We start from the raw sequence: 20,858 nt of genomic DNA on the forward strand, positions 1-20,858 counted from the left end.
ATTAGAGCTTACTTTAGGTCTGCAGGCCTCTTATGCCAATGCATCCTTCGGGATATATTCCTCTGCATCAGCGCGTGATTGCCGGATTTCCTCCGCTTCTTTCTTTAGCGTGAACAGATAAGCAACAAACCCCAGTGCGGAAGCAGCAATCAGCATGATGATGGAAGGACCAAAGTCACCTCCAGATATATCGCGCAACCACCCCATGATATAACTTGAAAAACCGCCAAGAATGTTAGTAAAGCCCATAAGCCCCGCAGCTCGCCCTGCTGTCTCCGGCGTTGAGTATTTTACAATGAACAAGTTGCTCAGATGAAAAACCCCGCCTTGTGTTCCCATTGCCAATCCCAAACATAGTCCTGCAAGCATTGCGCTTGGCGTAAAGATGGCTACCGTTAAAGAGATCGTACATAAACCAAACAGAATCGTCGCCAGCAAGGCAGGTCTCTTGGTTTTGTCTGACAAAAATCCGCAAGCCACCACAAAGCCCAGTGCGAATAGCCAGGATAAAGATGTAATCGCCGTCATAGTTTCACGGGCAAATTGTTTTCCCTGAACCAAGTATGTCGGAAGCCAAATGCTAAGCCCAAAGAAAAGAAAGGAAGCCATCAGCATGCCAATCCAAACAATCCAGTAGCGGTGATCCTGAGCAAAGCTTGGTTTGGCTTGAACCTTTTCACTCGAATTCGATTGGCGAATATAGGCCAATTCATCCTTATGAATCCCGGGATGCTGTTCCGGTGTTTCTCTCGTCAAAAATACGAACATAGGAATGTTAATGAGCAAGTTAAAGCAGGCGAGTGCGTAAAAAGCGGCCTGCCAATGCATAGACGCAATAACAGCGGATAGTATGATCGCACCTAGTGCAGGTCCCAAGTAGTTTCCGGCAAGCCAGGAAGCTTGCGCACGGCCGAGCTCACGCCGGTTAAACCAATTGGCTATAAACTTGCTGGAAACCGGTATCATCATTCCTTCTCCTATGCCCAAAATGACTCGGCTGACCAAAAACATTTCATAGGAAGTGGCATAGGCTCCCAAGATCATAGTGAGGGTCCATACCGATAATCCCATGATCGCCGTCTTTCGCGCCCCAAGCTTATCGATAATAAAACCCCAAAACAAATTGGAAAACGCATAGGCGACTGTAAAGATGAATGTCATGAAGCCAATTTTAGCATTCTTATCCGGGCCGGTCAGGCCAAGTGAATTTAAGAACTCAGGGTCTGTCTGGATGACGGAAATGCCCAGCTTATCGATTTGTCCAAAAAACCAGAAGAAGAATATCGGCATGGCGATGTAAATCCAGCGCATTTGCCCTCTAAACATGGTGTAGCCCCCCGTGATTCTTGATAGATCTATTTCAACAAGTTAAACTCGTGTATTTGCAAAAACGAATTTAGGTAGCTACTGTACCTATAGGTGTAATCCATTAGAGCTTATTCAGGAGTGCCAGGCACTCCCTCATTAGCCAACGCGAATAATTTCATTTCTGTTCTTCAAGGTCGATAACACGCTTAGAGCGGCCAAATAACTCGTTTTTGGATTATTGGGCATCGGGTCATTTTCTACCTGAAGGGTCAATTTCCCGAACGTACCTGACGCTTCTATGCAATGATTGTTTTTGGTGACTTTCGGATCCGCAATAATTCTCACACTTGTTCTATTAGGTCCCAATCCTACTAAAGAGAGAATGATGGACACATTTATATTTTGCGGGAACAATTCAATAGCCTCAGATGCAGGGCCTTCGAACAATACGCACTCCCTGTCAGCTGGAGCATCCGGAAGAGCTTGCGGAGGCTTTCTCGTGGTGATGGACACCGAATCCAGCTGACCATTAGACATGGCTGCTTTTAATACATCCAGTCCCCCGATCGCGCCGGAAGGCAAATAAATTTTCGTTCCATTCGCTATGCAAAGCGTCTTTAATTGTTCATAAAAACCGCTGTCAGCCAAAGCTCCTACACTAATAAGGAGCAAATCCTTCCCATTTTCCAGAATGGCTGGCGCATAGGCTTGCACCACTTGGATGTTAGCCGCTTCGATCACTAGATCCACATCTGATTGAATTAACGCGTGGACGTCCGCAAAGGCCTGCGTATCAAACTGAAGAGCGACTTGACTGGCGTACTCTTCATTCTTGTCATAGATCGCGACAATTTTTCCTTCTGGAAGAAGGTTTTCGATGTTTACACTTTGGAGAAGAAATTTCCCGATATTTCCGCACCCGATTAATCCGATTCTCATTTTTATTTTCCCCCTTCTTAGTTGGCTAAACCATAAGAATCTGCAAAGAACTCCAATCCGCACCATTTGGTTTCACGGGATAACCCGCTTTCCTTCAGTCCAGGAAAATCGAGATGAAGATCCTGAAATACGGTGTGATTATTATGGAAAACCGCTCCAGCTTCCAACCGGTCGGCTATTTCAATGACTTTCGCTTCATCCTCTGTCCAAATGGATGCCCTGAGGCCGAATTCCGTATCATTTGCCATCCGGATGGCTTCCTCTACATCTGAGAAAGGCAGAATGGGAATAATCGGACCAAACTGTTCTGCACGCACAATTTCACTGCTTTGCCCTACTCCTGTCACTATCGATGGCAGCATGAAATACCCTTGCTCCCAGGATTCAGGATCTAGCTGCCGGCCAGCCGCGATGACTTGGGCACCGGATGCAGCCCCTCTCTCAAGAAGACCCTTGACATAATCAAATTGAGCTTTATTATTCAGCGGACCCATCGTAGCTTCCGGCTGAATGCCATTGCCTACTACGACTCTCTGAAACTCTTTCGTCAATTTTGCGACCACTTCATCATAGCGGGATTCATGGACATACACTCGTTTGATGGCCGAGCAAACTTGGCCAGCCGCGCGCAATATTCCCATGCGCAACCGCTGGACGGCTGCTTCATCCACAACGGCATCGGATAATATAAGAGCAGGATCATTACCGCCAAGTTCCATGTAAAGCTTTTTAACGGTTCCAGAAGCCAAGCGCATGATGTCCTTTCCGGTTTCTGTGCTTCCAACGAAAGCAACCGTGCGGATTCTTGGATCACAGCATAAGATCTCCCCTATCATTCTGCCGGAACCTGTCACAATATTAATGACACCGGGAGGAAAATGCGAGGCTACGACTTTTAGAAAAGTCATGATCGTTAATGGGCAGTTCGTTGCTGGTTTCACAACTACCGTATTCCCTGCTAAAACAGCTGGAATCACTCGCTTGAATGTAAGGAGCATAGGTGAATTCCACGGCGTAATAATAGCTGCAACCCCTCTTGGCCGCTTCCGGATTTCCACTTTTTGATTCCCGGGGATGGTTTGGGGAGACCACCATTCCATTAAGGCCTTCGCTCCTTGAACCATGACATCCACACAGCGAAGCAATTCTTTTTTAGCTTCCACCAAGACCTTTCCATTTTCACGGACATACAAGGAAACACTTTCTTCAATGATCGCCTTGAGCTCCTGAGCGGCAGCGTTCATTCGATTGGCCCGATCTTCAATGGCGGATTGGGACCAGCTTGTAAATGCCAGAGAGGCGGAATCAATAGCCTGCATGACCTCTTCTTGTGTACATAATCCCACTTCACCAACGACTTCACTTAGATTGGCTGGATTAATGACGCTCGTGCCCTTAGTCGCTTGAATCCATTCCCCATGAATGAGAGACTTTGCTGACACACTAGGGTAGTTGGTAACCACAGAAAATCCCTCCATTATATTTTTTTCGGACGAAACGCTTCCGCTGCTCCTGGAGGCCCTCCAAAAGGCTTGGCCATCGGACCCACTGCGTTCATATCGACGACAATGATCGAAGGTTTGTTTCTTCTCGCAACAGCCTTTTCCAGCTCTGCTACGAATTCATCGGAAGAACCGATCCTGACTGCTTCAAATCCCATGGACTGACCGAGCTGAACAAAGTCCGGGCTCCATAAATCTACCGCTACTTGGCGCCCATAGGCTGCATCCTGAATATTTCTTAAGACTCCATAGCCTGCGTCATCGAATAATACAACGATGAGGGGGATATTTTCTTGGGCTGCGGCTGCCATTTCACCGACATTCACCATGTAGCCGCCGTCTCCTGCCATCAGAACAACCGTCCGATCTTTACATCCTATCTGAGCCCCAATAGCTGTAGGCAATCCTTGACCGATCCCTCCGCCAGATGCATGGATCGAAGTCCTTGGCTCGTATACTTCAAACAAGCGGCTTCCCCAAACATTCGCTTGTACGGTCACATCCCGAACTAATATGGCATTACGAGGTAATACCCTTCTCATGCCATCCAAAAACTGCTCATAAGGCCCCAGTGTGCTTCGAAGCTGTGCCCTCTGCTCATTTCGCACGGTTAACACTTCGTCCAAATAGGCAGGTTTTGGAGCAATCTCTTGCTTTTTGATAGATTGGATGATTCCTCTCAAGATGTTCTTGGCGTCTCCCACAAGTCCATAGGAAACAGGATAATTACGGTTCACCGCGTTCCAGTCCGCATCGATTGAGATATGCTCCTCAGGAAGAGCTATTTTCCAATTCGATGTTTCATTCCCGCGGAAACGAACACCAATGCTGATCACTAAATCGGATGTTTTGACAAGTTCTTTCGTCAACTCATTCGCTGCGAAATGACCAATGCATTGAGGGTGATCCTCCGGGATGGCTCCTTTTCCGGACTGGCTGGTAATCACCGCTGCTCCAATCAATTCCGCAAGTTCCTGAACTTCATTGGATGCTCCCGATGTGATCACGCCACCGCCTGCCCAAAGAATCGGACGTTTCGCACAGGTTATTTTGGATACCACTTCTGCCGGCGGCTGAGGTATCGCTAAACTTTCAGGAGTTGGAACGAAAAGCTCCTCAATAGGAGAGTTGGGAATAATCGCAGACTGGAAATCAATCGGAATTTCCAGCGTAACCGGTCCGCTCGGAGCAGCCCAAGCCTCCTGGATCGCTTGTCTGACTACGCTAGCCGCTTGTTCCGGTTTTCTTAAGCGGATGGCCTTCTTGCTGCACCCTTCCATCATGGATAGCTGATCCTTCATCTCATGGATGTATCCTCTGCCTGTTCCCAAATAAGGAGAGGCTACTTCTCCGGTCAAATGCAGAAGCGGAACTCCCGCAGCCCATGCTTCAACTAAAGATCCAGCGGCATTCCCAGCCCCGGTCCCCGTACTGGTGATCACAACACCCAGTTTCCCGGTGGCTCGGGCATACCCGTCAGCCATATTAACGGCTCCGCTTTCTCCGCGAGAACATACCAAATGAATACTTCCTTCCCGAAGGATCGCATCATAGATTGGCATATTATGAATGCTGACAATTCCGAATGCAACTTCCACTCCCGCACGGACAAGCTCTTGCACAACCGCATCAGCTGTTGTAAATTCCATTTGCTCTAATTGTTTCATGTTATCTCCACCCCTCTTAAGCGTATTAGAGCGCCTTGCCTAATGCCCCAGCTGTCTCAATTGTCGAACCTGAAACATAACTTGCCTGTTGCGAGGCAAGGAAAACAATGACATTAGCCACTTCTTCCGCTTCTCCCACACGTCCTAACGGAATATTTCTCTTCTTTGCCAAATCAGCGTAATATTCTTTCGGATCGACATCCGGAGCATTCTGTTTTCTTCTTCGTTCCCATTGATCTGTTCGAATCAAGCCTAAGCTGACAGAGTTCACCAAAATGTTATCCGGAGCCAATTCATGAGACAGAGTTTTGCTCAGATTCATCAGTCCAGCTCTCGTGGCGGCCGTGGCTACCATATGTCGTTCCGGCTCTTTCGATAAGGTGGCATTGATATTGATGATTCTTCCCCCGCCTCGCTTTACCAAATGCGGATAAGCAGCACGGACAGCATATATAATTGCGAAATACTTCAGCTGGATCTGTTCTTCCCATTGCTCATCGGTGATATCAAAAAAGTATCCCATGACACTTTGTCCTGCCGCATTGACCAGAATATCTACTCCGCCAAATCTCTCAGCGGTTCCATTAATAAATCCGCTTACATCTTCCTTATCAGTCACATCACAGGTCATGGCAAAGATAGCGTCCGACGTTCCGAATTTCAAAAGGTGATCACAAGCTTTCTCCATCCGATCCTGACTGCGGCCGCATACAGCCACCTTCGCCCCTTCTCGAAGAAAGATTTCTGCTGCCTTTAAGCCGACACCGGAAGTTCCCCCCATAATGACAGCCACTTTATCTTTCAAACCTAAATCCATGTTGTCACTCCTCTCCTGCCATCGATTAGGCTAATGTCTTCAGATCTACCCAACCCTGATCTGGTTCTCCGGCCATCGCTTTGCGCGCTTCGGGTCTAGGCGGTCCTGCTGTTCCCCATTGATCCATCAGATGAGGGACGCGCTTCCAAACCCTCGCTCTCCACTCCGACTCATCTTCAATCGTTTCGAGGTAACACGTGTATTCCATCACAAATCCCGCAGGATCTTGGAAGTAACAGAATATGTTGTTTCCTGGACCGTGGCGGCCCGGCCCCCATAATTCCTGCAAGCCAGATTTCCTTACGTTGCTGATTCCCCTCATCACTTCATCCACGCTGTTGACTTCATAAGCGATATGGTTTACGGAAGCATGGACATCCTGATTGAAAGCAATCGAATGATGCTTCTTGTTGCAGCGCAGGAAGGCCATTTGATGTTCGCTCCAGTCGGTGACTTTAAACCCTAACACGTTGGTATAAAAGTCAACGATCATATCCAGGTCGACCGTGTTCATGACCACATGATTGAGCATAATCGGATCGACGTTTTTCTTGTTCCAGTCGGATACATGAATTTCAACCCATGCGGATAACTCAATGCAGCGATTTTCCGGATCCAAGAAGCGAAGGCCGTATCCTTTTCCCGCTTCATCTAGATAACCAGGCTGCGAGACAATCCGAACCCCTTTGGCTGCCAATGTTTCCGCCGCTTGATCGACCGCATTCTTATCAACCATCCCAAAACTGATATGATGCAGTCCTCTTTTTTCGCCAGCATGCAAGCTTAAGATATGATGCTCCGGACCTGCCCCGCGGAAATAGACCGAATGCTCATCTTGATAGACTTGATCCAAACCCCAAACCTGCTCATAAAAATCAGCTTGTTCCTTCAAGACTGGAGTAATCAAGCTAATGTGCCGCAAATGCGTAATTCCTAGCATATAACCCACCCCCACTAAGTTGTTCTTTAGTTATATAGGAAGGCCCTAGCCGAGCCCCCCTATCTGCAATGCAATCCGGATTACCCTTTAATAATCGCTTCTCTTTCTTTCGCGCGCTGCTTGCGGAGCTCTTCCAATGCGCTTCCTTCCGGATAAGTCGGCAAATTAGGTTTCGAAGCACCCAACATAACTAACATTAACGCTTCCTCATCCCCGTCATTTCTTACCCCTCTATAAACCCCAGGAGGACTGCTGATACAATCTCTTTCCCCTAATTGGATTTCATAGACTTCGCTGTCATTATCCGCTTGGATTAATGCCGTCACTTTTCCTTTCAAGATAAAGAACACTTCTTCCACGTCATCATGAAGGTGGAGCGGTCCTTCGCATCCTGCCGGCAGTACCATCGTACTTAAAGTAAAGCGTTCTGCCTGAATGACATTGGAATCATTGTTAGCCGTTGCGCCGCGGCCGATATATCTCTTTTGAGCTCTTCTATATTTCGGATCAATTTCTTCTTGGAATTTTAAAACATTCCAATCTAACGTACGATCGCTCAATCTCGCCACATACTTCTTCTCAAATTCCTGAATAGAAAATTTTTCAGCTGCCATTTTAAATCCTCCCTTTTCCCATTTGTAAATTTTTCGTTTTTTAATCCTATACAATATTCTTTTGTTTTAAATACAAAACATTGTTTTATTTATACTCTTATTCTAAGATCACTTAACCATATTGTCAATGTTTAAAATTAAGAATTTTACATATGAAAAACTTTGTTTTGTATATAAAACTTAACAAAGTTTATTAAGTATCGATAAATAAGAATAAAAAAGAGGCACTTCCAACCTTTTTTAAGGTTAGAAATGCCCCGTCATCGGTTAAGCTACCACACTATTCGATTTCGGAGTTTGACTGCGAGCCTCTTCTGCCTCCTTCTTTAAAGTAAATAGATAGGAGCAGAAGCCAAGAACAGCAGCCACAATTAACATAATAATCGAAGGGCCGAAATCGCCTCCAGCCATATCGCGCATCCAACCCATGACATAACTGGATACACCGCCAAGGATGTTCGTAAAGCCCATAAGTCCAGCTGCACGTCCAGCTGTTTCCCGGGTAGAATATTTAACAATGAATAAGTTGCTTAGATGGAAAACACCACCTTGGGTACCCATAGCCAGTCCCAAGCAAAGCCCAGCAACAATTGGACTAGGTGTTACCGTAGCAATGCCCAGTAATACCGCACATAATCCGAATAAAATGGTTGCAAGCAATCCAGGACGGCGCGTTTTATCCGATAAATACCCACATAACAGGACAAACCCCAAGGCAAAAAGCCAAGATAAGGAGGTAATTCCCGTCATCGCTTCACGAGCAAATTGTTTTCCTTGAACCAAGTACGTCGGAAGCCAGATACTGAGGCCAAAGAAAAGGAATGAAGCCATAAGCATCCCGAACCAAACGATCCAATACCGGTAATCTTGAGTAAAGCTTGATTTAGATGTTTCTTTCCCTATTGAATGCGATTGTCGAATATAAGCTAATTCTTCTTTATGAATGCCGGGATGCTGTTCCGGTGTTTCGCGAGTCAAGAATAGGAACATCGGAATATTAATGAGTAAGTTAAAGCAAGCAAGGGCGTAGAATGCAGCATGCCAGTGCATTGAAGCAATAAAAGCGGACAATATAATGGCACCTAGAGCCGGGCCCAAGTAATTTCCTGCAATCCAGGAAGCTTGCGCGCGGCCGAGCTCACGCTGGTTAAACCAGTTGGATATGAACTTGCCGGAAACCGGAATCATCATGCCTTCGCCTATGCCCAATATAACCCGACTGACTAAAAACATTTCGTAAGAGGTGGCAAGTCCACCCATTACCATGGTCACCGTCCATATCCCCAATCCCATAAGGGCAGTTTTTCGGGCACCAAGCTTATCGATAATGACGCCCCAGAATAAATTTGAAAACGCATACGAAACTGTAAAAATGAATGTCATAAAACCAATTTTGGCGTTTTTATCAGGTCCAGTAAGGCCGAGCGTATTTAGAAATTCAGGGTCTGTCTGAATGACTGAAATTCCCAGCTTGTCAATTTGCCCAAAAAACCAGAAGAAAAAAATAGGTAGTGCAATATAAATCCATCGCCTCTGATTCGTAAACATAACATAACCCCCTTTTCAATTAAAACGAATCTATTTGCTTCACTTTTTATTGAATGCGTTTCCAAAAGCTTGATTATTTCTGTATTGTTTATTAGGCAATATGCTTTTTCCCTCCTTTTTTAATTACAAATACGAAATTAGTTTTATATATAAAACTATGTTTTTATTTAATATAATAATAAAATTTTTAAATAATATTGTCAATATAAGTACAGTAATTTGTTTTTAATCCATAACCTAGTTTTGTATTTAAAACATATAAGAATAAAATTTCCAAATTTCTTAGGATTGACTCCCTGTCTTAATCGTGTAAACACAAAAAAGACTTGCCATTGCAAGTCCTTATAGTTATACGGGTTTTCATTTTTAACTTCTTGATAAGGAATAACCCATAAAGCCAGATAATTTTTCAGCAATATCTTGGACCTTAGGAAGGGCTACCTTTTGTATAAACTCATCCGTAAACAATGAATCTGTGGCAACAGTATTCACTGCAGCCAACACCTCTCCACTGCGTTCAAAAATGGGGGCTGCAACTGATCTGATGCCGTTCCTGTGTTCTCCTTCGGTTATCGAATATCCCTGTTCTCGAATGGACTCCAATTCCTGCAGCAGATCTACTATCAACGTTTGCGTTCGCTCCGTGAAAGGTTTTAATTCAGAGCCGTACAAAATCTGGTTTAAACGCTCTTTCGGCTGGAAAGCAAGCAGTATTTTTCCATTGGCCGTTGCATGGGCAGGTAATCGCAAACCAATATTGACATTTATGGCCGCCACCCCTCTTGTAGGTGCACTTCCAATATATACAACTTCATTACCATCCAGAATAGAAAGGTGACTGGATGCTCCTGTTTCGTCCCGAAGCTGTTCCAAATACGGTTGGGAAATCTCAGGAAGTTGTAGAGTATTTAAATAAGCAAAACCTAACTCCAAAACTTTTGGAGTCAATTTATACCTTTTGGTATTTTCATCCTGATGAAGATAGCCGATACTTTGAAGAGTGTATAATAAACGGAAGGGCACCGTTCGGCTTACCCCAAGCCTCTGTGCTATTTCCGCTAAAGATAGCGTCGGATATTCTTCATTAAACATTTTCAAAATCTCCAAACCTCTGACTAGGGAATTGGAATTATAACGATCTTTCTCTTCACTTGCCACCTATATTCTCCTCCCACTTGCCGGATGATTTCAATCCGGTTCCAGTTAAGAATATTTTATCATAGAACCATAGATAAACCCGGATAGAATTGATTTAGTATTACACTATTTTTCAATCATCTTGCCTAATGGTTTGAAAATCAAATCGATCATCTGAGTGGGTCCTGAAATGTCCGGATAGAGTATGAGAAGGATGGCGAGTAACCACCCGGAAATAGATAAAATTACAAAAGTTATCTTCTCTTTTTTCTGTTTTGGATTCATTTTAGGCCATTCATAAAGAGCCATAAGAGTTATTATTAACGTTATGCCCAATATAGATCCCCATTTCACTTTTGAGAAGTGATGTATTAACCCCTAACGTTTCTGTGAACCCATCCCGGGGGCCCCTTACGACGGATTCAGCTGAAGGCTCTTCAACCGAACGTTTCTCCCATTTTGCCAATCCAATGCAAATCCATCCCGTTCCTGATCAATCAAAAGTACCGGATGGCCAATGGATAGTTGCTACAAGCAATCGGAAAATGTACTTACTTGTTTAACCTTGGAAACGAATAGCTTCCTTTTCAACAGCTCATAGAAAGATTCATTTCCTGATTTACAACCAATTTTTCTTGATTATTATTTCTGTTTTTTCTAAACCCCTTACGGGAAAACATAAAAGCTATTCATTCCCTTCTTGCAAGCAAGGTCTTGGTTATTAAATCCATTTTACCCAATAAATTTTTATAAAACCCTGTTTTATCTCCTATGAGAATGAACAAATATTAAGATAAAAACTAGCAACCATTACAAAAAAAAAGTAAGCTGCGGATTAGGAATGAATAATCTCTAGCTTACCTCTTTATTCTGTCTTGTCATAAAGCAGTTGTTTCTTGCCAACCCTTAATCCAACACCTCATGAAAGAACCCTAATGTCGCTGACCAGGCGTCCCGGGATGCAGCTGCATGGTACGAAGCTCGTGTGTCATTAAAAAAAGCATGCAGTGCCCCCTCATAAATTTTATAACTGAAAGCTTTCCCTGCTTTTTGCATCCCTTCTGCAAAATCGGGTACTTGACTGGTTATGCGCTCATCCAAGCTTCCGAAGAAACCCATTACAGGGCACTGAATCTCTTGAAGCTGCTCCTTATTAGGCAGGTTACCGTAGTAGACAGCCGCACCGGAAAGCCGAGACTCCGTACAGGCCAACATAACTGACAGCGCTCCACCCATACAATAGCCAATGGAGGCCACTTTTTGACCATGGCTTAACTCTGCATGCTGCAAATAAGCAAACGTTGCTTGCAAAATCTCCAAACTTTCCGGTAACTTTTTCAATCTTCCGAATAGCTCACGAAAGGTCGCTTCGATTTCTTCCTGTTTCCTCGCCGGCAGCAGTTGAAGTGCTTGTTCACGCTTTTCCGGATCATGCCATGAGGTAGAAGGAAGCGTATCTAAAAACGCTTTCACCTCCTCAATCCGATCTTCTTTTAATACTTCAGGACGTTTTCCGTTTTCCGCATACAAATCAGGGGCCACTGCCAAATATCCAGCCTTGGCCAAACGATCGGCCACATCCAATATGTGCGCATCCGTCCCCCATAGTTCCTGAATTACCATTACAACTGGCAGAGGGGCTTTTGCTTTTGCCATCCGTGAGATGTAAATCTTATAGCTTTTACCTCCATCAGTAAACTGTAACCATTCTGAGTGAAGCATACTATTCCTCCCTACTCTTTTGTATTCACCATGGAACGGTAACCGAAACAACGGGATAAGGCATCCGCCGTTTCGCTTACAACCCGCAGCCCCGCATTGGATATAAAATCATCTTTTAGGATGGACTCCGATGCAGCTACGTTTAATGCGGCAATAACCGAACCTTGCTGATCAAAAATAGGGGCAGCTATCGAACGGATTCCACTCTCAAATTCCCCATTGCTTATCGCAAATCCATTTTTGCGAATGGAATCCAATTCCCATTGCAGCTCCCCATTCATTGTTTTGGTATGCTCTGTGTAAGGCATTAAATCAGTACCAAACAACATACCGCGCAAGCAATCTTTGGATTGAAAGGCCAGCAAGCATTTGCCCATGGCTGTTGCGTAGGCTGGCAACCTGGATCCAATCGTAACATTCACTGTGGACACCCCTCTTGCAGGCACCCTGGCCACATAGACAACCTCCCGTCCATCAAGGATTCCGAGATGACTTGACGCACCGGTTTCATCCCGGAGCTGTTCCAAATAAGGCCTTGCGATTTCAGGAAGCTGCAAGGTGTTCAAATAGGAAAACCCCAGTTCCAGTACCTTAGGAGTCAATCCATATCTCTTGGTATTTTCATCTTGATGGAGAAGTCCTACGGCTTGTAGAGTATATAGCAAGCGATAGGGTACAGTCCGACTAACCCCTAATCCATGGGCGATCTCAACTAATGATAAGGTTGGGTTTTTCATGTCAAACATAGCTAATATCTCAAGGCCTCTAATTAGCGAGTGGGAAAGGTATCGATCTTTTTCTTCATTAGACACTTAGAGGTTCCCTTTCATGATGAAGGAATTAACTCTTGGAGAAAACACAACACCTGGCGATTAAAGGAATCAGGATCCTCCTGATAACATAAATGTCCGGTTCCAGGTATAATGGCAAACTCCGAGTCTGGGATGTTTTCATGAAAAATCCTCGATTCGCTGACCGGTGTAACGCTATCCAACTCCCCGCAAATGACCAGCGTAGGTGTGGAGATGAAGGAAAGGAAGTTCATTTGATTCACATGGTAAAGGGAATACGCCACTGATCTGTACCCTGCCAGCCTTACTTGTGACATAATCTTTTCCGCTTCCATCCTTACCTCTTCAGCAACTTGAGGGGCTAGAAGCGCTTTTACTCTCTGTTTTGCGATTTCATGCGGCTCCATCGTTTCAATGGCATTTAATCGGTTTTTTAGTCTGGTTTCATTTTCGTCCTTGCTTAATGCTGCCGATCCCCTGGTAGCATCGGCTATGATCAGCGCTTTGACCATTGAGGGAAAACGGTGGCAAAAATCCAAAGCAATAGCTGCTCCCATGGAATGTCCCAATAGATAAATCGAATCATAATGTAATTCCTCTATAAATTCCTTTAGTACATCTGCGAATTGCGAAAAATGCCTGAACTCTTCCTGAGGATCAGAGCTTTGTCCGTATCCAGGGGCATCCCAAGCAATAACTGTATAGTATTCCTGCAATTCTTTCATTTGCTTCTTCCAGGATTGGGAATTATTTGACATTCCATGGAGCAATACCAAAGGCTCGCCCTGCCCTGCAATCTCATAATGGATCGACAAATCACCAACTTGAATAAATGGCATATGATAAACCTCCTAGTAAAATAGTTCTTTGTTGTTTTATATATAAAACTATGTTTTATTTTAATATTGTAATAATAGATAAATATCTTTTATATGTCAATTAGTCACTATTTGGAATAGCCATGATAAAAGTGACCACCTACGAGTCTTGGACTAGATCTCACAAGTGGCCATCATACATACAGCAAACTATTTCACAAGAACAAACTGAGGCTCCTTTATCTTTATCTTTTCGCCAATCTCAAACGACATAAGATCCTCGCCAACAACTACCTCTCCATTGTATGTTTTGCTCGTTCTGACGGATAAATTGGCCTCTGTATCGGTTAGACCTCCAAGCAATACGATATGAGAATAGACGGCTAGCTTTGGTTTTACTTGGCTAAATACTTTTCCAGCTTCCTCAGGTGTGGTATGAATATCTAGTATTCTTTCTAATGCTGGTGATTTCTCTTCTGGCCTAGCTGCAGCAACCTCGTGGATAAGCAAGTCAGTCCCCTTCGCAAAACGAATCAAGTTTTCATTGTAACGCGTGTCACCAGAAATCACTACAGAATGCCCATTATAATTCACTCTGTAACCGAAACTAGGTTCCATCGGACCATGATCAACCAGAAAAGCAATGACTTGGACTCCATTTTTTTCAAATACGACTCCCTGCTCAATGTCATGCCCAATTGCATCAAGACCATTAAGATTTTCTTGCTGATTTTCGTTTCGGACTTCGATATCCGCTTCGAATGCCTTTTCCATGTAATCCATCATTTCCTTTGTGCCTTTAGGCCCCCAAACCTCAAATGCTGTATCCCTTTTGCCTGCTGTCGGCAAAGAACCCGTCAGCCATACATCAGGAATGCCAATTGTATGATCGGAGTGCAAGTGGGTAAGAAACAGCTTGTTAATTTTGCCAGGCATTATGTTGGTTTGGCTCAATCTTAAGGCAGTTCCACGCCCTGCATCAAAAAGCAATTTCTCATCACCTGCTTCAACTAGTGTAGCATTACCAAATCGCTCCATACTCAAAAGCGGGGAACCGGTTCCAAGGAGAGTTACCTTAAAATCAGCGTTCTTCTCTTTTTGAGCTTGGTCAGCTGAAGTGGATAACGGGGATGAGAATACTCCTATTGCTAGTGCCAATGATAGAGTAATAGAAATTAAACCAGCGAAACTTTTCCTTTTCATAACTTCTCGCCTCCTTAACCATTGCATTTTTTCCATTTACTACTGCCAAAAAACGAACCGCCGCTGTACCTGTTCTAAGAGAACACTTAACAAAAATCCTATTGCGGTAATAAGAATAACCCCAGCCAACACCTTTTCTTGCATAAGCGATGCCGACATATAACTCAACAAGTATCCCATTCCATCTGTCGAGCCAATCATCTCCGTAAGAATGGTAATTACTAAAGCGAGAGGAATCGCGATCCGAAAACCGGTAAAAATCGACGGGATGGTAGCCGGAAACAAAACCTTCCAAAATAATTGCGTCTGGCTGGCCCCCATATTCTGAGCAGCCCATACATACAGGTGATTGATCCGAAGGGATCCATAATAGGTATTAATGACAATAGGAAAAATGCACTCCATAAAAATAACGAGGATTTTAGATCCTGAGCCAATCCCAAGGATAAAAACAAAAATAGGATACAAAGCTACCCGAGGAATGGGATAACCGATTGAAAACAATGGCTGCATCCAGTCATTTAGAAGGGAATACCTGCTCATCATCAGCCCCAGGGGAACACCTACTAGCGCGGCCAATCCAAATCCGGCAAATAGCCTAAAAAGCGTCACGTAGAGGTTGTCCCAGACCATCCCGGAGACGACCAGATCAAAAGCGACTGCAGCCACCTTGAATAATGAAGGAAACAAACGCTCAGGCATCATGCCTGATAAAGCAATCATCTCCCATAACAGAACGAGCCAGATGACAGCCTGAAAATCCATGATTTTCTTCCATACTTTTTCCAAGATGTTTCACCTCCTATTTTTCTGCCCACCACAGGAATCTGCCTCGCACGGCCAGCAAAATGCGATCAAAAAAGAAACCAAGAAATGCAATGATGATAATGGATGCAAACATTAAATCGGTCCGTCCGGCAATATCCGCGCTCAAAATTAAAAAGCCCAGCCCCAGACCATTGGATGACCCAATCATTTCAGAAGAAAACATCATGATAAAAGTCAGCCCTAGAGATACTCTCAAACCATCAAATATCTTGGGGAGGGTTGCTGGAAAAACAACTTTCCTCAAGATCTGGAAGCGGCTGGCCCCCATATTTTCACCAGCCCATATATAGACTTGCTTTACTCCGTGCACCCCATCACGAGTGGCAATAAAACAGGGAAAAAATGCCGTCAAAAATATAATCAAAACCCTCGTTACATCTGAGATACCGAACCACACCATCAGAATCGGCAATAAGGCAATCTTCGGAACGGGATTGAATAGCAAAATAACAGGCTCAAAAAAGGTGCCGATGCGCTTATAATATCCAGCTAATATTCCAAAGCTGACGCCGACTACACCTACAAGGAGAAAACCCAGAAAAGAGCGATAAAGACTGACACCGGCATTCAAAAATAGATCTCCCGTGGCAAGCAAGCCCCAAAGTTGCATACCAATCACGATAGGACTAGAAAGGTAGCCCGGAAGCAATTGTGTTGATGCCAACCCCTGCCAAACCGTAACTAGAAAAACCAACTCAATGAATGCGATCTTCCGGAACCGTTTATCCATTTACGACCTCCGATACTTTTAAGGTTGGCTTCCTGTGCTCTTGGTGCAGCAAGTCCCAGATATAATTCCGGTATTTGGTGAACTCGGCTGTTTTGTGAATATCCAGGTTGCGTGGACGTGGAAAATCAATTTCAATGATTTCTTTTATAACGGCTGGCCTTCCGGTAAATACCACCACAATATCACTCAAAAAAACTGCCTCATCAATATCATGGGTGACGAACAATACGCTTTTTTGCGATTCTTTCCAAATCCTTTGCAATTCCACCTGCATATTTTCCCGAGTTTGGGCATCCAAAGCTCCAAAGGGTTCATCCATGAGCAGAACATCCGGGTTAAAAGCGAGTACGCGAGCAAGCGAAATCCGTTGTTTCATGCCTCCGGACAGCTGCGATGGCAAATGATTGCGGAACTCCCAGAGATGCACAAGCTTGAGGTAATGCTCCACCGTCTCCTGCCGCTCTTTTTTAGGCACGCCTTGCACTTCCAGCCCCCAAGCCACGTTTTCACTGACCGTTTTCCATGGAAATAAGGCCGACTCCTGAAACATCATTCCCCTGTCTGGTCCTGGCTTTTCGACTTCTTTTCCGCGAATCCGGACCGTCCCTATTGACTTGGGAATAAAGCCTCCGACAATGTGCAAGAAAGTGCTTTTTCCGCATCCGCTTGGACCTACAATGCTAACGAATTTACCTTCCGGTATATTCAGACTCACTTCCTGGATGGCAACCACTTGTTCCTTTCCCTCTGAATATACCTTGCTCAATTGATTGATTTCGATAGCAGGGGTTTGCTTTACCATTACATTTCCTCCTTGATCTAGCATTTTTCTCGCAGAATATTAAGGGAGAGCACGATAAGCCGAACACTCCCCCTATCACAATTAAGGATTCGGAAGCAAGGAAGTATCAAGGAGCTTCTCCAGATCGACCGGTGCCTCAAGCCATTTATCCTTTAAGAGAATATCCTGAATTTGTTTCCACCCTTCTTTATTAAGAGAGGCTGTCTCGGAGCGATTAAAATCAGGCGCGTCCACATAAAACTCCGGATCGGCCTTTACTTTCCCCTTCTCAACCAGCAGCTTCTTTACCTCTTGCTGGTGTTCAATATAGTACTTTGTAGCGGCTGCATAATCCGCCAAGAAATCTTTGACAGCCTGCTGATTCTTCTCCACAAATTCTGGATTCATGAACATGACATAAAAATCTTCATCTACATCGACTCCTGTCTTTGATGTAAACACTTGTACGAATTCACCGCTCTTTTCCGCCTTTGCTGCAAACTCTGATGGAAACATGCCGGCATCAATTTTCTTCGACTTGACCGCTTCAGTCATGGATGGAATAGGAATGATTGCATATTTCACATCTTTGTCCGGATCAAGTCCAGCCGATCTTACAGCTGCACGCGCCCACATGTCTGTAGGGGACTTGAAGTCAGGGATGCCTATGGTTTTCCCTTTAAGATCATTGACCGAAGCAATGTTCGATTCTTTTAAAGCAAGAAATTGCGCATTGAAGCCTTTTCCTGGGGTTTCTTTCGCCACACTGGCCACTACTTTAATGGGTATTCCTTGAGAGGCCGTAATCATTGCGGCTCCCTGTCCAATGGATCCCGCATCAATCTGTCCAGCTTGATAAGCGTTCAATCTGTCCGCATTGGCACGAAACTGGGTCATTTTTAAGCTGTAAGTTTTTCCTTGATTTGGGGTAAGAGATGGGTCCAATTCCATTAGCCAAAGATTCTCTTCTGTGGAGAAACCTCCGCCGTAACGAATCTCAACCGGCTGATCAGAAGATGCAGCTTGTTCTTTTGGAGCTGCTACTTCCCCTTCCGTTTCCTTCGCGGTCCCACAGCCAACTAATCCCGCAAACAACAAAGCAGATACGCATAGATTTAATACTCTCTTTTTCATTCAGCCTTCCCCCTTGTCAAATTCAATGATTCAGAATTATTAAATATTTTCAGCTGCGGGTATACTCTCCCCAAACCACAACCCTTCGTAGTTTTATATTTAAAACGATGTTTTAAATATATACTTATGTTATTATTTTTTTGAAGTGTTTGTCAATATTTTTAATTTGAAACAATCAAATATTATATGTGTGTTTTCTATATAAAACAAATAGAGGCTACTCACAAAATGTAGCCCCTACCTTACCTTTATAGTAATACCAATATAAAAAGGTGTTCCGAATGATTTCGGAACACCTTTTTTCTTTTTCTTACATCTTTTCCGGAGCACTAACTCCAATCACTCTCAATGCATTGCGAAGAGTCGTTTGCACCGCCTTCAGCAAATTCAAGCGAGCCACGGTTAGAGCCCGATCCTCTGTTACAACGTGTTCAGCGTTGTAGAAGCTATGGAACAAAGTCGCTAACTCATGTGCATAACGAACAATGCGGTGAGGAGCATATTGATCCGCAGCCACACTGATTTCTTCAGGGAATTGCCCTACCTTCTTCAACAATTCGATCTCTTTCTCAGAGGTAATCAAGCTAAGGTCAGCCCCAGCGTTTTGCCATTCTACCCCTTCTTCCTCCGCCTTGCGGAAGATGCTCGAGATCCGGGCGTGCGCATATTGAACATAGAATACCGGGTTTTCATTGGATTTAGAAACCGCTAAGTCCATATCGAAATCCAAGTGGGCATCCGAGCTGCGCATCGTAAAGAAGTATCTAACCGCATCTCTTCCTACCTCTTCCATCAAATCACGCATGGTCACGGCTTTTCCTGTCCGCTTGGACATTTTCACTTTCTCTCCGCCTTGATACAAGCTGACCATTTGATTAATGATCACTTCCAGTTGGTCCGCATTATATCCTAACGCCTGCATCGCTGCCTTCATCCGCGGAATATACCCATGGTGATCGGCTCCCCAGATATTGATCAGCTTTTCGAACCCGCGGGAGTATTTATTCTGGTGATAAGCGATATCTGGAGTCAAGTACGTATAGCTACCGTCATTTTTGATCAACACACGGTTCTTGTCATCACCGAAGTCCGTCGATCTTAGCCAGGTAGCTCCATCCTCTTCATAGATATATCCTCGTTCACGAAGCTTTTCTACAATTTCAACTACCGCACCCGATTCGTAAAGAGTAGTTTCACTAAACCATACGTCAAATTCTACGCCGAAGTCTTTCAAATCCTTTTTAAGCTTGGCTAATTCTTTTTCCAGCCCATAACTGCGGAAAAACTGGAATCGCTCTTCTTCGCTCAATCCGACATACTTGTCCCCTGCTTCTTGAGCTAATTCCTGGCCAAACTCAACAATGTCCTGTCCATGATAGCCATCCTCTGGCATCGGCCACTCTTTGCCTAGTGCCTGCATATAACGAGCTTCAATGGAGTAAGCCAAGTTGGCAATTTGGTTGCCTGCGTCATTGATATAATACTCCCGGCTTACATCAAAGCCAGCCATATCCAATACATTGCACAGGGCATCGCCAACCGCTGCTCCCCTTGCATGTCCTAAGTGCAAGCTGCCTGTCGGATTGGCACTGACAAACTCCACTTGAAGCTTCATTCCGTTTCCAAAGTTTGTCCGTCCATAATTATCTCCTGCTGCAATCACCTGAGGGATCACATCCGTAAGATAACTATTATTCATATACAAGTTGATAAACCCGGGTCCAGCAATCTCAACCTTGGAAATATGAGCTTTTTCCTTGTTTAAGTTTTCAACAATCGCCTCAGCAATTTGGCGAGGCGGCTTTCTCGCTATTTTCGTCAGCTGCATGGCAATATTCGTTGCGTAGTCGCCATGTGCCTTTTCCTTCGGGACTTCCAATACGAAGGACGGAATCTGCTCCGCTTCTACAAGTCCTGATTTGACTGCTGCCTCTTTAATTTCTTCAACAATGGTTTCTTTTACTTTCTCAACGATATTCATGATAAACCCTCCATCTTCATCGCCACCTCATAGCGGCCCATGTCTTCCCCATTTAACTTTAAGTGATAGCTTAAGGAAACGTGCTTTTCGCTAAACTCTATGTGATCCGCCCTTGTCTCCATCCACATTAGGCCAAAAGGACCCTCATACTTTCCTTCTGTCCATTGTCCCAAAATATATTCCTGTCTCATGCGGATGGCTCCTGTTCGAATAATCGTTACCATTTCCTTGGAGAGCTTGATCGTAGCCGATACCTCTTGGTTTTCTCCCAAATCTTCTTTGTAAACAAGATACCAGCCCTCCCCTTTAGGAAATAGTTTTCCGGAACAGGTTTGTTCGAGCTTCTGTCCCTGCTGCTCCATATGCGTTGTAATATGTATTTTCACCGGTTGCATAGA

General features: G+C 44.4%; 22 protein-coding genes. 1 reads left to right on the forward strand and 21 read right to left on the reverse strand.

Going from position 1 to position 20,858, the window contains the following annotated elements; all coding sequences use genetic code 11:
* Positions 1-30: 30 nt before the first annotated feature.
* The 11 genes from ABLT31_RS20870 to ABLT31_RS20920 form a co-directional block, all read right to left on the reverse strand.
* A complete protein-coding gene (locus tag ABLT31_RS20870; protein WP_367755270.1) occupies positions 31-1,326 on the reverse strand; it encodes an MFS transporter in 1,296 nt (431 codons plus the stop codon).
* Between the two features lie 138 nt (positions 1,327-1,464).
* Positions 1,465-2,247 (reverse strand): aspartate dehydrogenase, encoded by a 783-nt coding sequence (locus ABLT31_RS20875; RefSeq protein WP_367755272.1) that lies wholly within the window; start codon positions 2,245-2,247, stop codon positions 1,465-1,467.
* Between the two features lie 17 nt (positions 2,248-2,264).
* Complete coding sequence (locus tag ABLT31_RS20880; RefSeq protein ID WP_367755274.1) at positions 2,265-3,710, reverse strand: aldehyde dehydrogenase family protein; 1,446 nt, start codon at positions 3,708-3,710, stop codon at positions 2,265-2,267.
* A 14-nt stretch (positions 3,711-3,724) separates the two neighbouring features.
* Positions 3,725-5,416, reverse strand: coding sequence for a thiamine pyrophosphate-binding protein (locus tag ABLT31_RS20885; protein ID WP_367755276.1), 1,692 nt, complete (start codon positions 5,414-5,416; stop codon positions 3,725-3,727).
* Positions 5,417-5,441: 25 nt separating this feature from the next.
* Positions 5,442-6,233 (reverse strand): SDR family oxidoreductase, encoded by a 792-nt coding sequence (locus tag ABLT31_RS20890; RefSeq protein WP_367755278.1) that lies wholly within the window; start codon positions 6,231-6,233, stop codon positions 5,442-5,444.
* 25 nt (positions 6,234-6,258) lie between these two features.
* Positions 6,259-7,173, reverse strand: coding sequence for a VOC family protein (locus ABLT31_RS20895; RefSeq protein ID WP_367755280.1), 915 nt, complete (start codon positions 7,171-7,173; stop codon positions 6,259-6,261).
* A gap of 80 nt (positions 7,174-7,253) precedes the next feature.
* The gene (locus ABLT31_RS20900; RefSeq protein WP_367755282.1) at positions 7,254-7,787 is read right to left on the reverse strand and encodes a cupin domain-containing protein; all 534 of its coding nucleotides are present in this window, start codon (positions 7,785-7,787) and stop codon (positions 7,254-7,256) included.
* A 267-nt stretch (positions 7,788-8,054) separates the two neighbouring features.
* A complete protein-coding gene (locus ABLT31_RS20905; RefSeq protein ID WP_367755284.1) occupies positions 8,055-9,335 on the reverse strand; it encodes an MFS transporter in 1,281 nt (426 codons plus the stop codon).
* 366 nt (positions 9,336-9,701) lie between these two features.
* Positions 9,702-10,493 carry an IclR family transcriptional regulator gene (locus ABLT31_RS20910; RefSeq protein ID WP_367755286.1) on the reverse strand — a complete coding sequence of 264 codons (792 nt, stop codon included), beginning with the start codon at positions 10,491-10,493 and terminating at the stop codon, positions 9,702-9,704.
* Between the two features lie 105 nt (positions 10,494-10,598).
* Positions 10,599-10,781, reverse strand: coding sequence for a hypothetical protein (locus tag ABLT31_RS20915; RefSeq protein ID WP_367755288.1), 183 nt, complete (start codon positions 10,779-10,781; stop codon positions 10,599-10,601).
* On the reverse strand, positions 10,768-10,938 hold the full coding sequence (locus tag ABLT31_RS20920; protein ID WP_367755290.1) for a spore germination protein: 171 nt from the start codon (positions 10,936-10,938) through the stop codon (positions 10,768-10,770). The genes ABLT31_RS20915 and ABLT31_RS20920 overlap by 14 nt, the downstream gene beginning before the upstream one ends.
* Here ABLT31_RS20920 and ABLT31_RS20925 point away from each other — a divergent pair.
* On the forward strand, positions 10,862-11,035 hold the full coding sequence (locus tag ABLT31_RS20925; RefSeq protein ID WP_367755358.1) for a hypothetical protein: 174 nt from the start codon (positions 10,862-10,864) through the stop codon (positions 11,033-11,035). The genes ABLT31_RS20920 and ABLT31_RS20925 overlap by 77 nt on opposite strands.
* A gap of 343 nt (positions 11,036-11,378) precedes the next feature.
* Here ABLT31_RS20925 and ABLT31_RS20930 read toward each other — a convergent pair whose 3' ends face one another.
* The 10 genes from ABLT31_RS20930 to ABLT31_RS20975 form a co-directional block, all read right to left on the reverse strand.
* The gene (locus ABLT31_RS20930; RefSeq protein ID WP_367755292.1) at positions 11,379-12,194 is read right to left on the reverse strand and encodes a dienelactone hydrolase family protein; all 816 of its coding nucleotides are present in this window, start codon (positions 12,192-12,194) and stop codon (positions 11,379-11,381) included.
* An 11-nt stretch (positions 12,195-12,205) separates the two neighbouring features.
* Positions 12,206-13,006 (reverse strand): IclR family transcriptional regulator, encoded by an 801-nt coding sequence (locus tag ABLT31_RS20935; RefSeq protein ID WP_367755294.1) that lies wholly within the window; start codon positions 13,004-13,006, stop codon positions 12,206-12,208.
* A 14-nt stretch (positions 13,007-13,020) separates the two neighbouring features.
* Positions 13,021-13,824 (reverse strand): alpha/beta fold hydrolase, encoded by an 804-nt coding sequence (locus ABLT31_RS20940; RefSeq protein WP_367755297.1) that lies wholly within the window; start codon positions 13,822-13,824, stop codon positions 13,021-13,023.
* A 189-nt stretch (positions 13,825-14,013) separates the two neighbouring features.
* Positions 14,014-15,006 (reverse strand): MBL fold metallo-hydrolase, encoded by a 993-nt coding sequence (locus tag ABLT31_RS20945; RefSeq protein ID WP_367755299.1) that lies wholly within the window; start codon positions 15,004-15,006, stop codon positions 14,014-14,016.
* 39 nt (positions 15,007-15,045) lie between these two features.
* A complete protein-coding gene (locus tag ABLT31_RS20950; protein WP_367755301.1) occupies positions 15,046-15,795 on the reverse strand; it encodes an ABC transporter permease in 750 nt (249 codons plus the stop codon).
* Positions 15,796-15,808: 13 nt separating this feature from the next.
* Positions 15,809-16,564 (reverse strand): ABC transporter permease, encoded by a 756-nt coding sequence (locus tag ABLT31_RS20955; protein WP_367755303.1) that lies wholly within the window; start codon positions 16,562-16,564, stop codon positions 15,809-15,811.
* On the reverse strand, positions 16,557-17,366 hold the full coding sequence (locus ABLT31_RS20960) for an ABC transporter ATP-binding protein (RefSeq protein WP_367755305.1): 810 nt from the start codon (positions 17,364-17,366) through the stop codon (positions 16,557-16,559). The genes ABLT31_RS20955 and ABLT31_RS20960 overlap by 8 nt, the downstream gene beginning before the upstream one ends.
* Positions 17,367-17,447: 81 nt before the next feature.
* Positions 17,448-18,479, reverse strand: coding sequence for an ABC transporter substrate-binding protein (locus ABLT31_RS20965; protein ID WP_367755307.1), 1,032 nt, complete (start codon positions 18,477-18,479; stop codon positions 17,448-17,450).
* A gap of 310 nt (positions 18,480-18,789) precedes the next feature.
* Positions 18,790-20,460, reverse strand: coding sequence for an arginine--tRNA ligase (gene argS, locus ABLT31_RS20970; protein ID WP_367755309.1), 1,671 nt, complete (start codon positions 20,458-20,460; stop codon positions 18,790-18,792).
* Entirely contained in the window at positions 20,457-20,855 is a 399-nt protein-coding gene (locus tag ABLT31_RS20975; protein ID WP_367755311.1) for a YwiB family protein, read from the reverse strand. Before ABLT31_RS20975 ends, argS begins: the two co-directional genes overlap by 4 nt.
* Between the last annotated feature and the right edge of the window lie 3 nt (positions 20,856-20,858).

Source organism: Ammoniphilus soli, from assembly GCF_040813775.1.

Coding starts and splice junctions, on each gene's coding strand:
- ABLT31_RS20870 (WP_367755270.1), bottom strand. CDS start 1,326: ATGTTTAGAGGGCAAATGCGCTGGATTTACATCGCCATGCCGATATTC.
- ABLT31_RS20875 (WP_367755272.1), bottom strand. CDS start 2,247: ATGAGAATCGGATTAATCGGGTGCGGAAATATCGGGAAATTTCTTCTC.
- ABLT31_RS20885 (WP_367755276.1), bottom strand. CDS start 5,416: ATGAAACAATTAGAGCAAATGGAATTTACAACAGCTGATGCGGTTGTG.
- ABLT31_RS20890 (WP_367755278.1), bottom strand. CDS start 6,233: ATGGATTTAGGTTTGAAAGATAAAGTGGCTGTCATTATGGGGGGAACT.
- ABLT31_RS20895 (WP_367755280.1), bottom strand. CDS start 7,173: ATGCTAGGAATTACGCATTTGCGGCACATTAGCTTGATTACTCCAGTC.
- ABLT31_RS20900 (WP_367755282.1), bottom strand. CDS start 7,787: ATGGCAGCTGAAAAATTTTCTATTCAGGAATTTGAGAAGAAGTATGTG.
- ABLT31_RS20905 (WP_367755284.1), bottom strand. CDS start 9,335: ATGTTTACGAATCAGAGGCGATGGATTTATATTGCACTACCTATTTTT.
- ABLT31_RS20915 (WP_367755288.1), bottom strand. CDS start 10,781: ATGGCTCTTTATGAATGGCCTAAAATGAATCCAAAACAGAAAAAAGAG.
- ABLT31_RS20930 (WP_367755292.1), bottom strand. CDS start 12,194: ATGCTTCACTCAGAATGGTTACAGTTTACTGATGGAGGTAAAAGCTAT.
- ABLT31_RS20940 (WP_367755297.1), bottom strand. CDS start 13,824: ATGCCATTTATTCAAGTTGGTGATTTGTCGATCCATTATGAGATTGCA.
- ABLT31_RS20945 (WP_367755299.1), bottom strand. CDS start 15,006: ATGAAAAGGAAAAGTTTCGCTGGTTTAATTTCTATTACTCTATCATTG.
- ABLT31_RS20955 (WP_367755303.1), bottom strand. CDS start 16,564: ATGGATAAACGGTTCCGGAAGATCGCATTCATTGAGTTGGTTTTTCTA.
- ABLT31_RS20960 (WP_367755305.1), bottom strand. CDS start 17,366: ATGGTAAAGCAAACCCCTGCTATCGAAATCAATCAATTGAGCAAGGTA.
- ABLT31_RS20965 (WP_367755307.1), bottom strand. CDS start 18,479: ATGAAAAAGAGAGTATTAAATCTATGCGTATCTGCTTTGTTGTTTGCG.
- argS (WP_367755309.1), bottom strand. CDS start 20,460: ATGAATATCGTTGAGAAAGTAAAAGAAACCATTGTTGAAGAAATTAAA.
- ABLT31_RS20975 (WP_367755311.1), bottom strand. CDS start 20,855: ATGCAACCGGTGAAAATACATATTACAACGCATATGGAGCAGCAGGGA.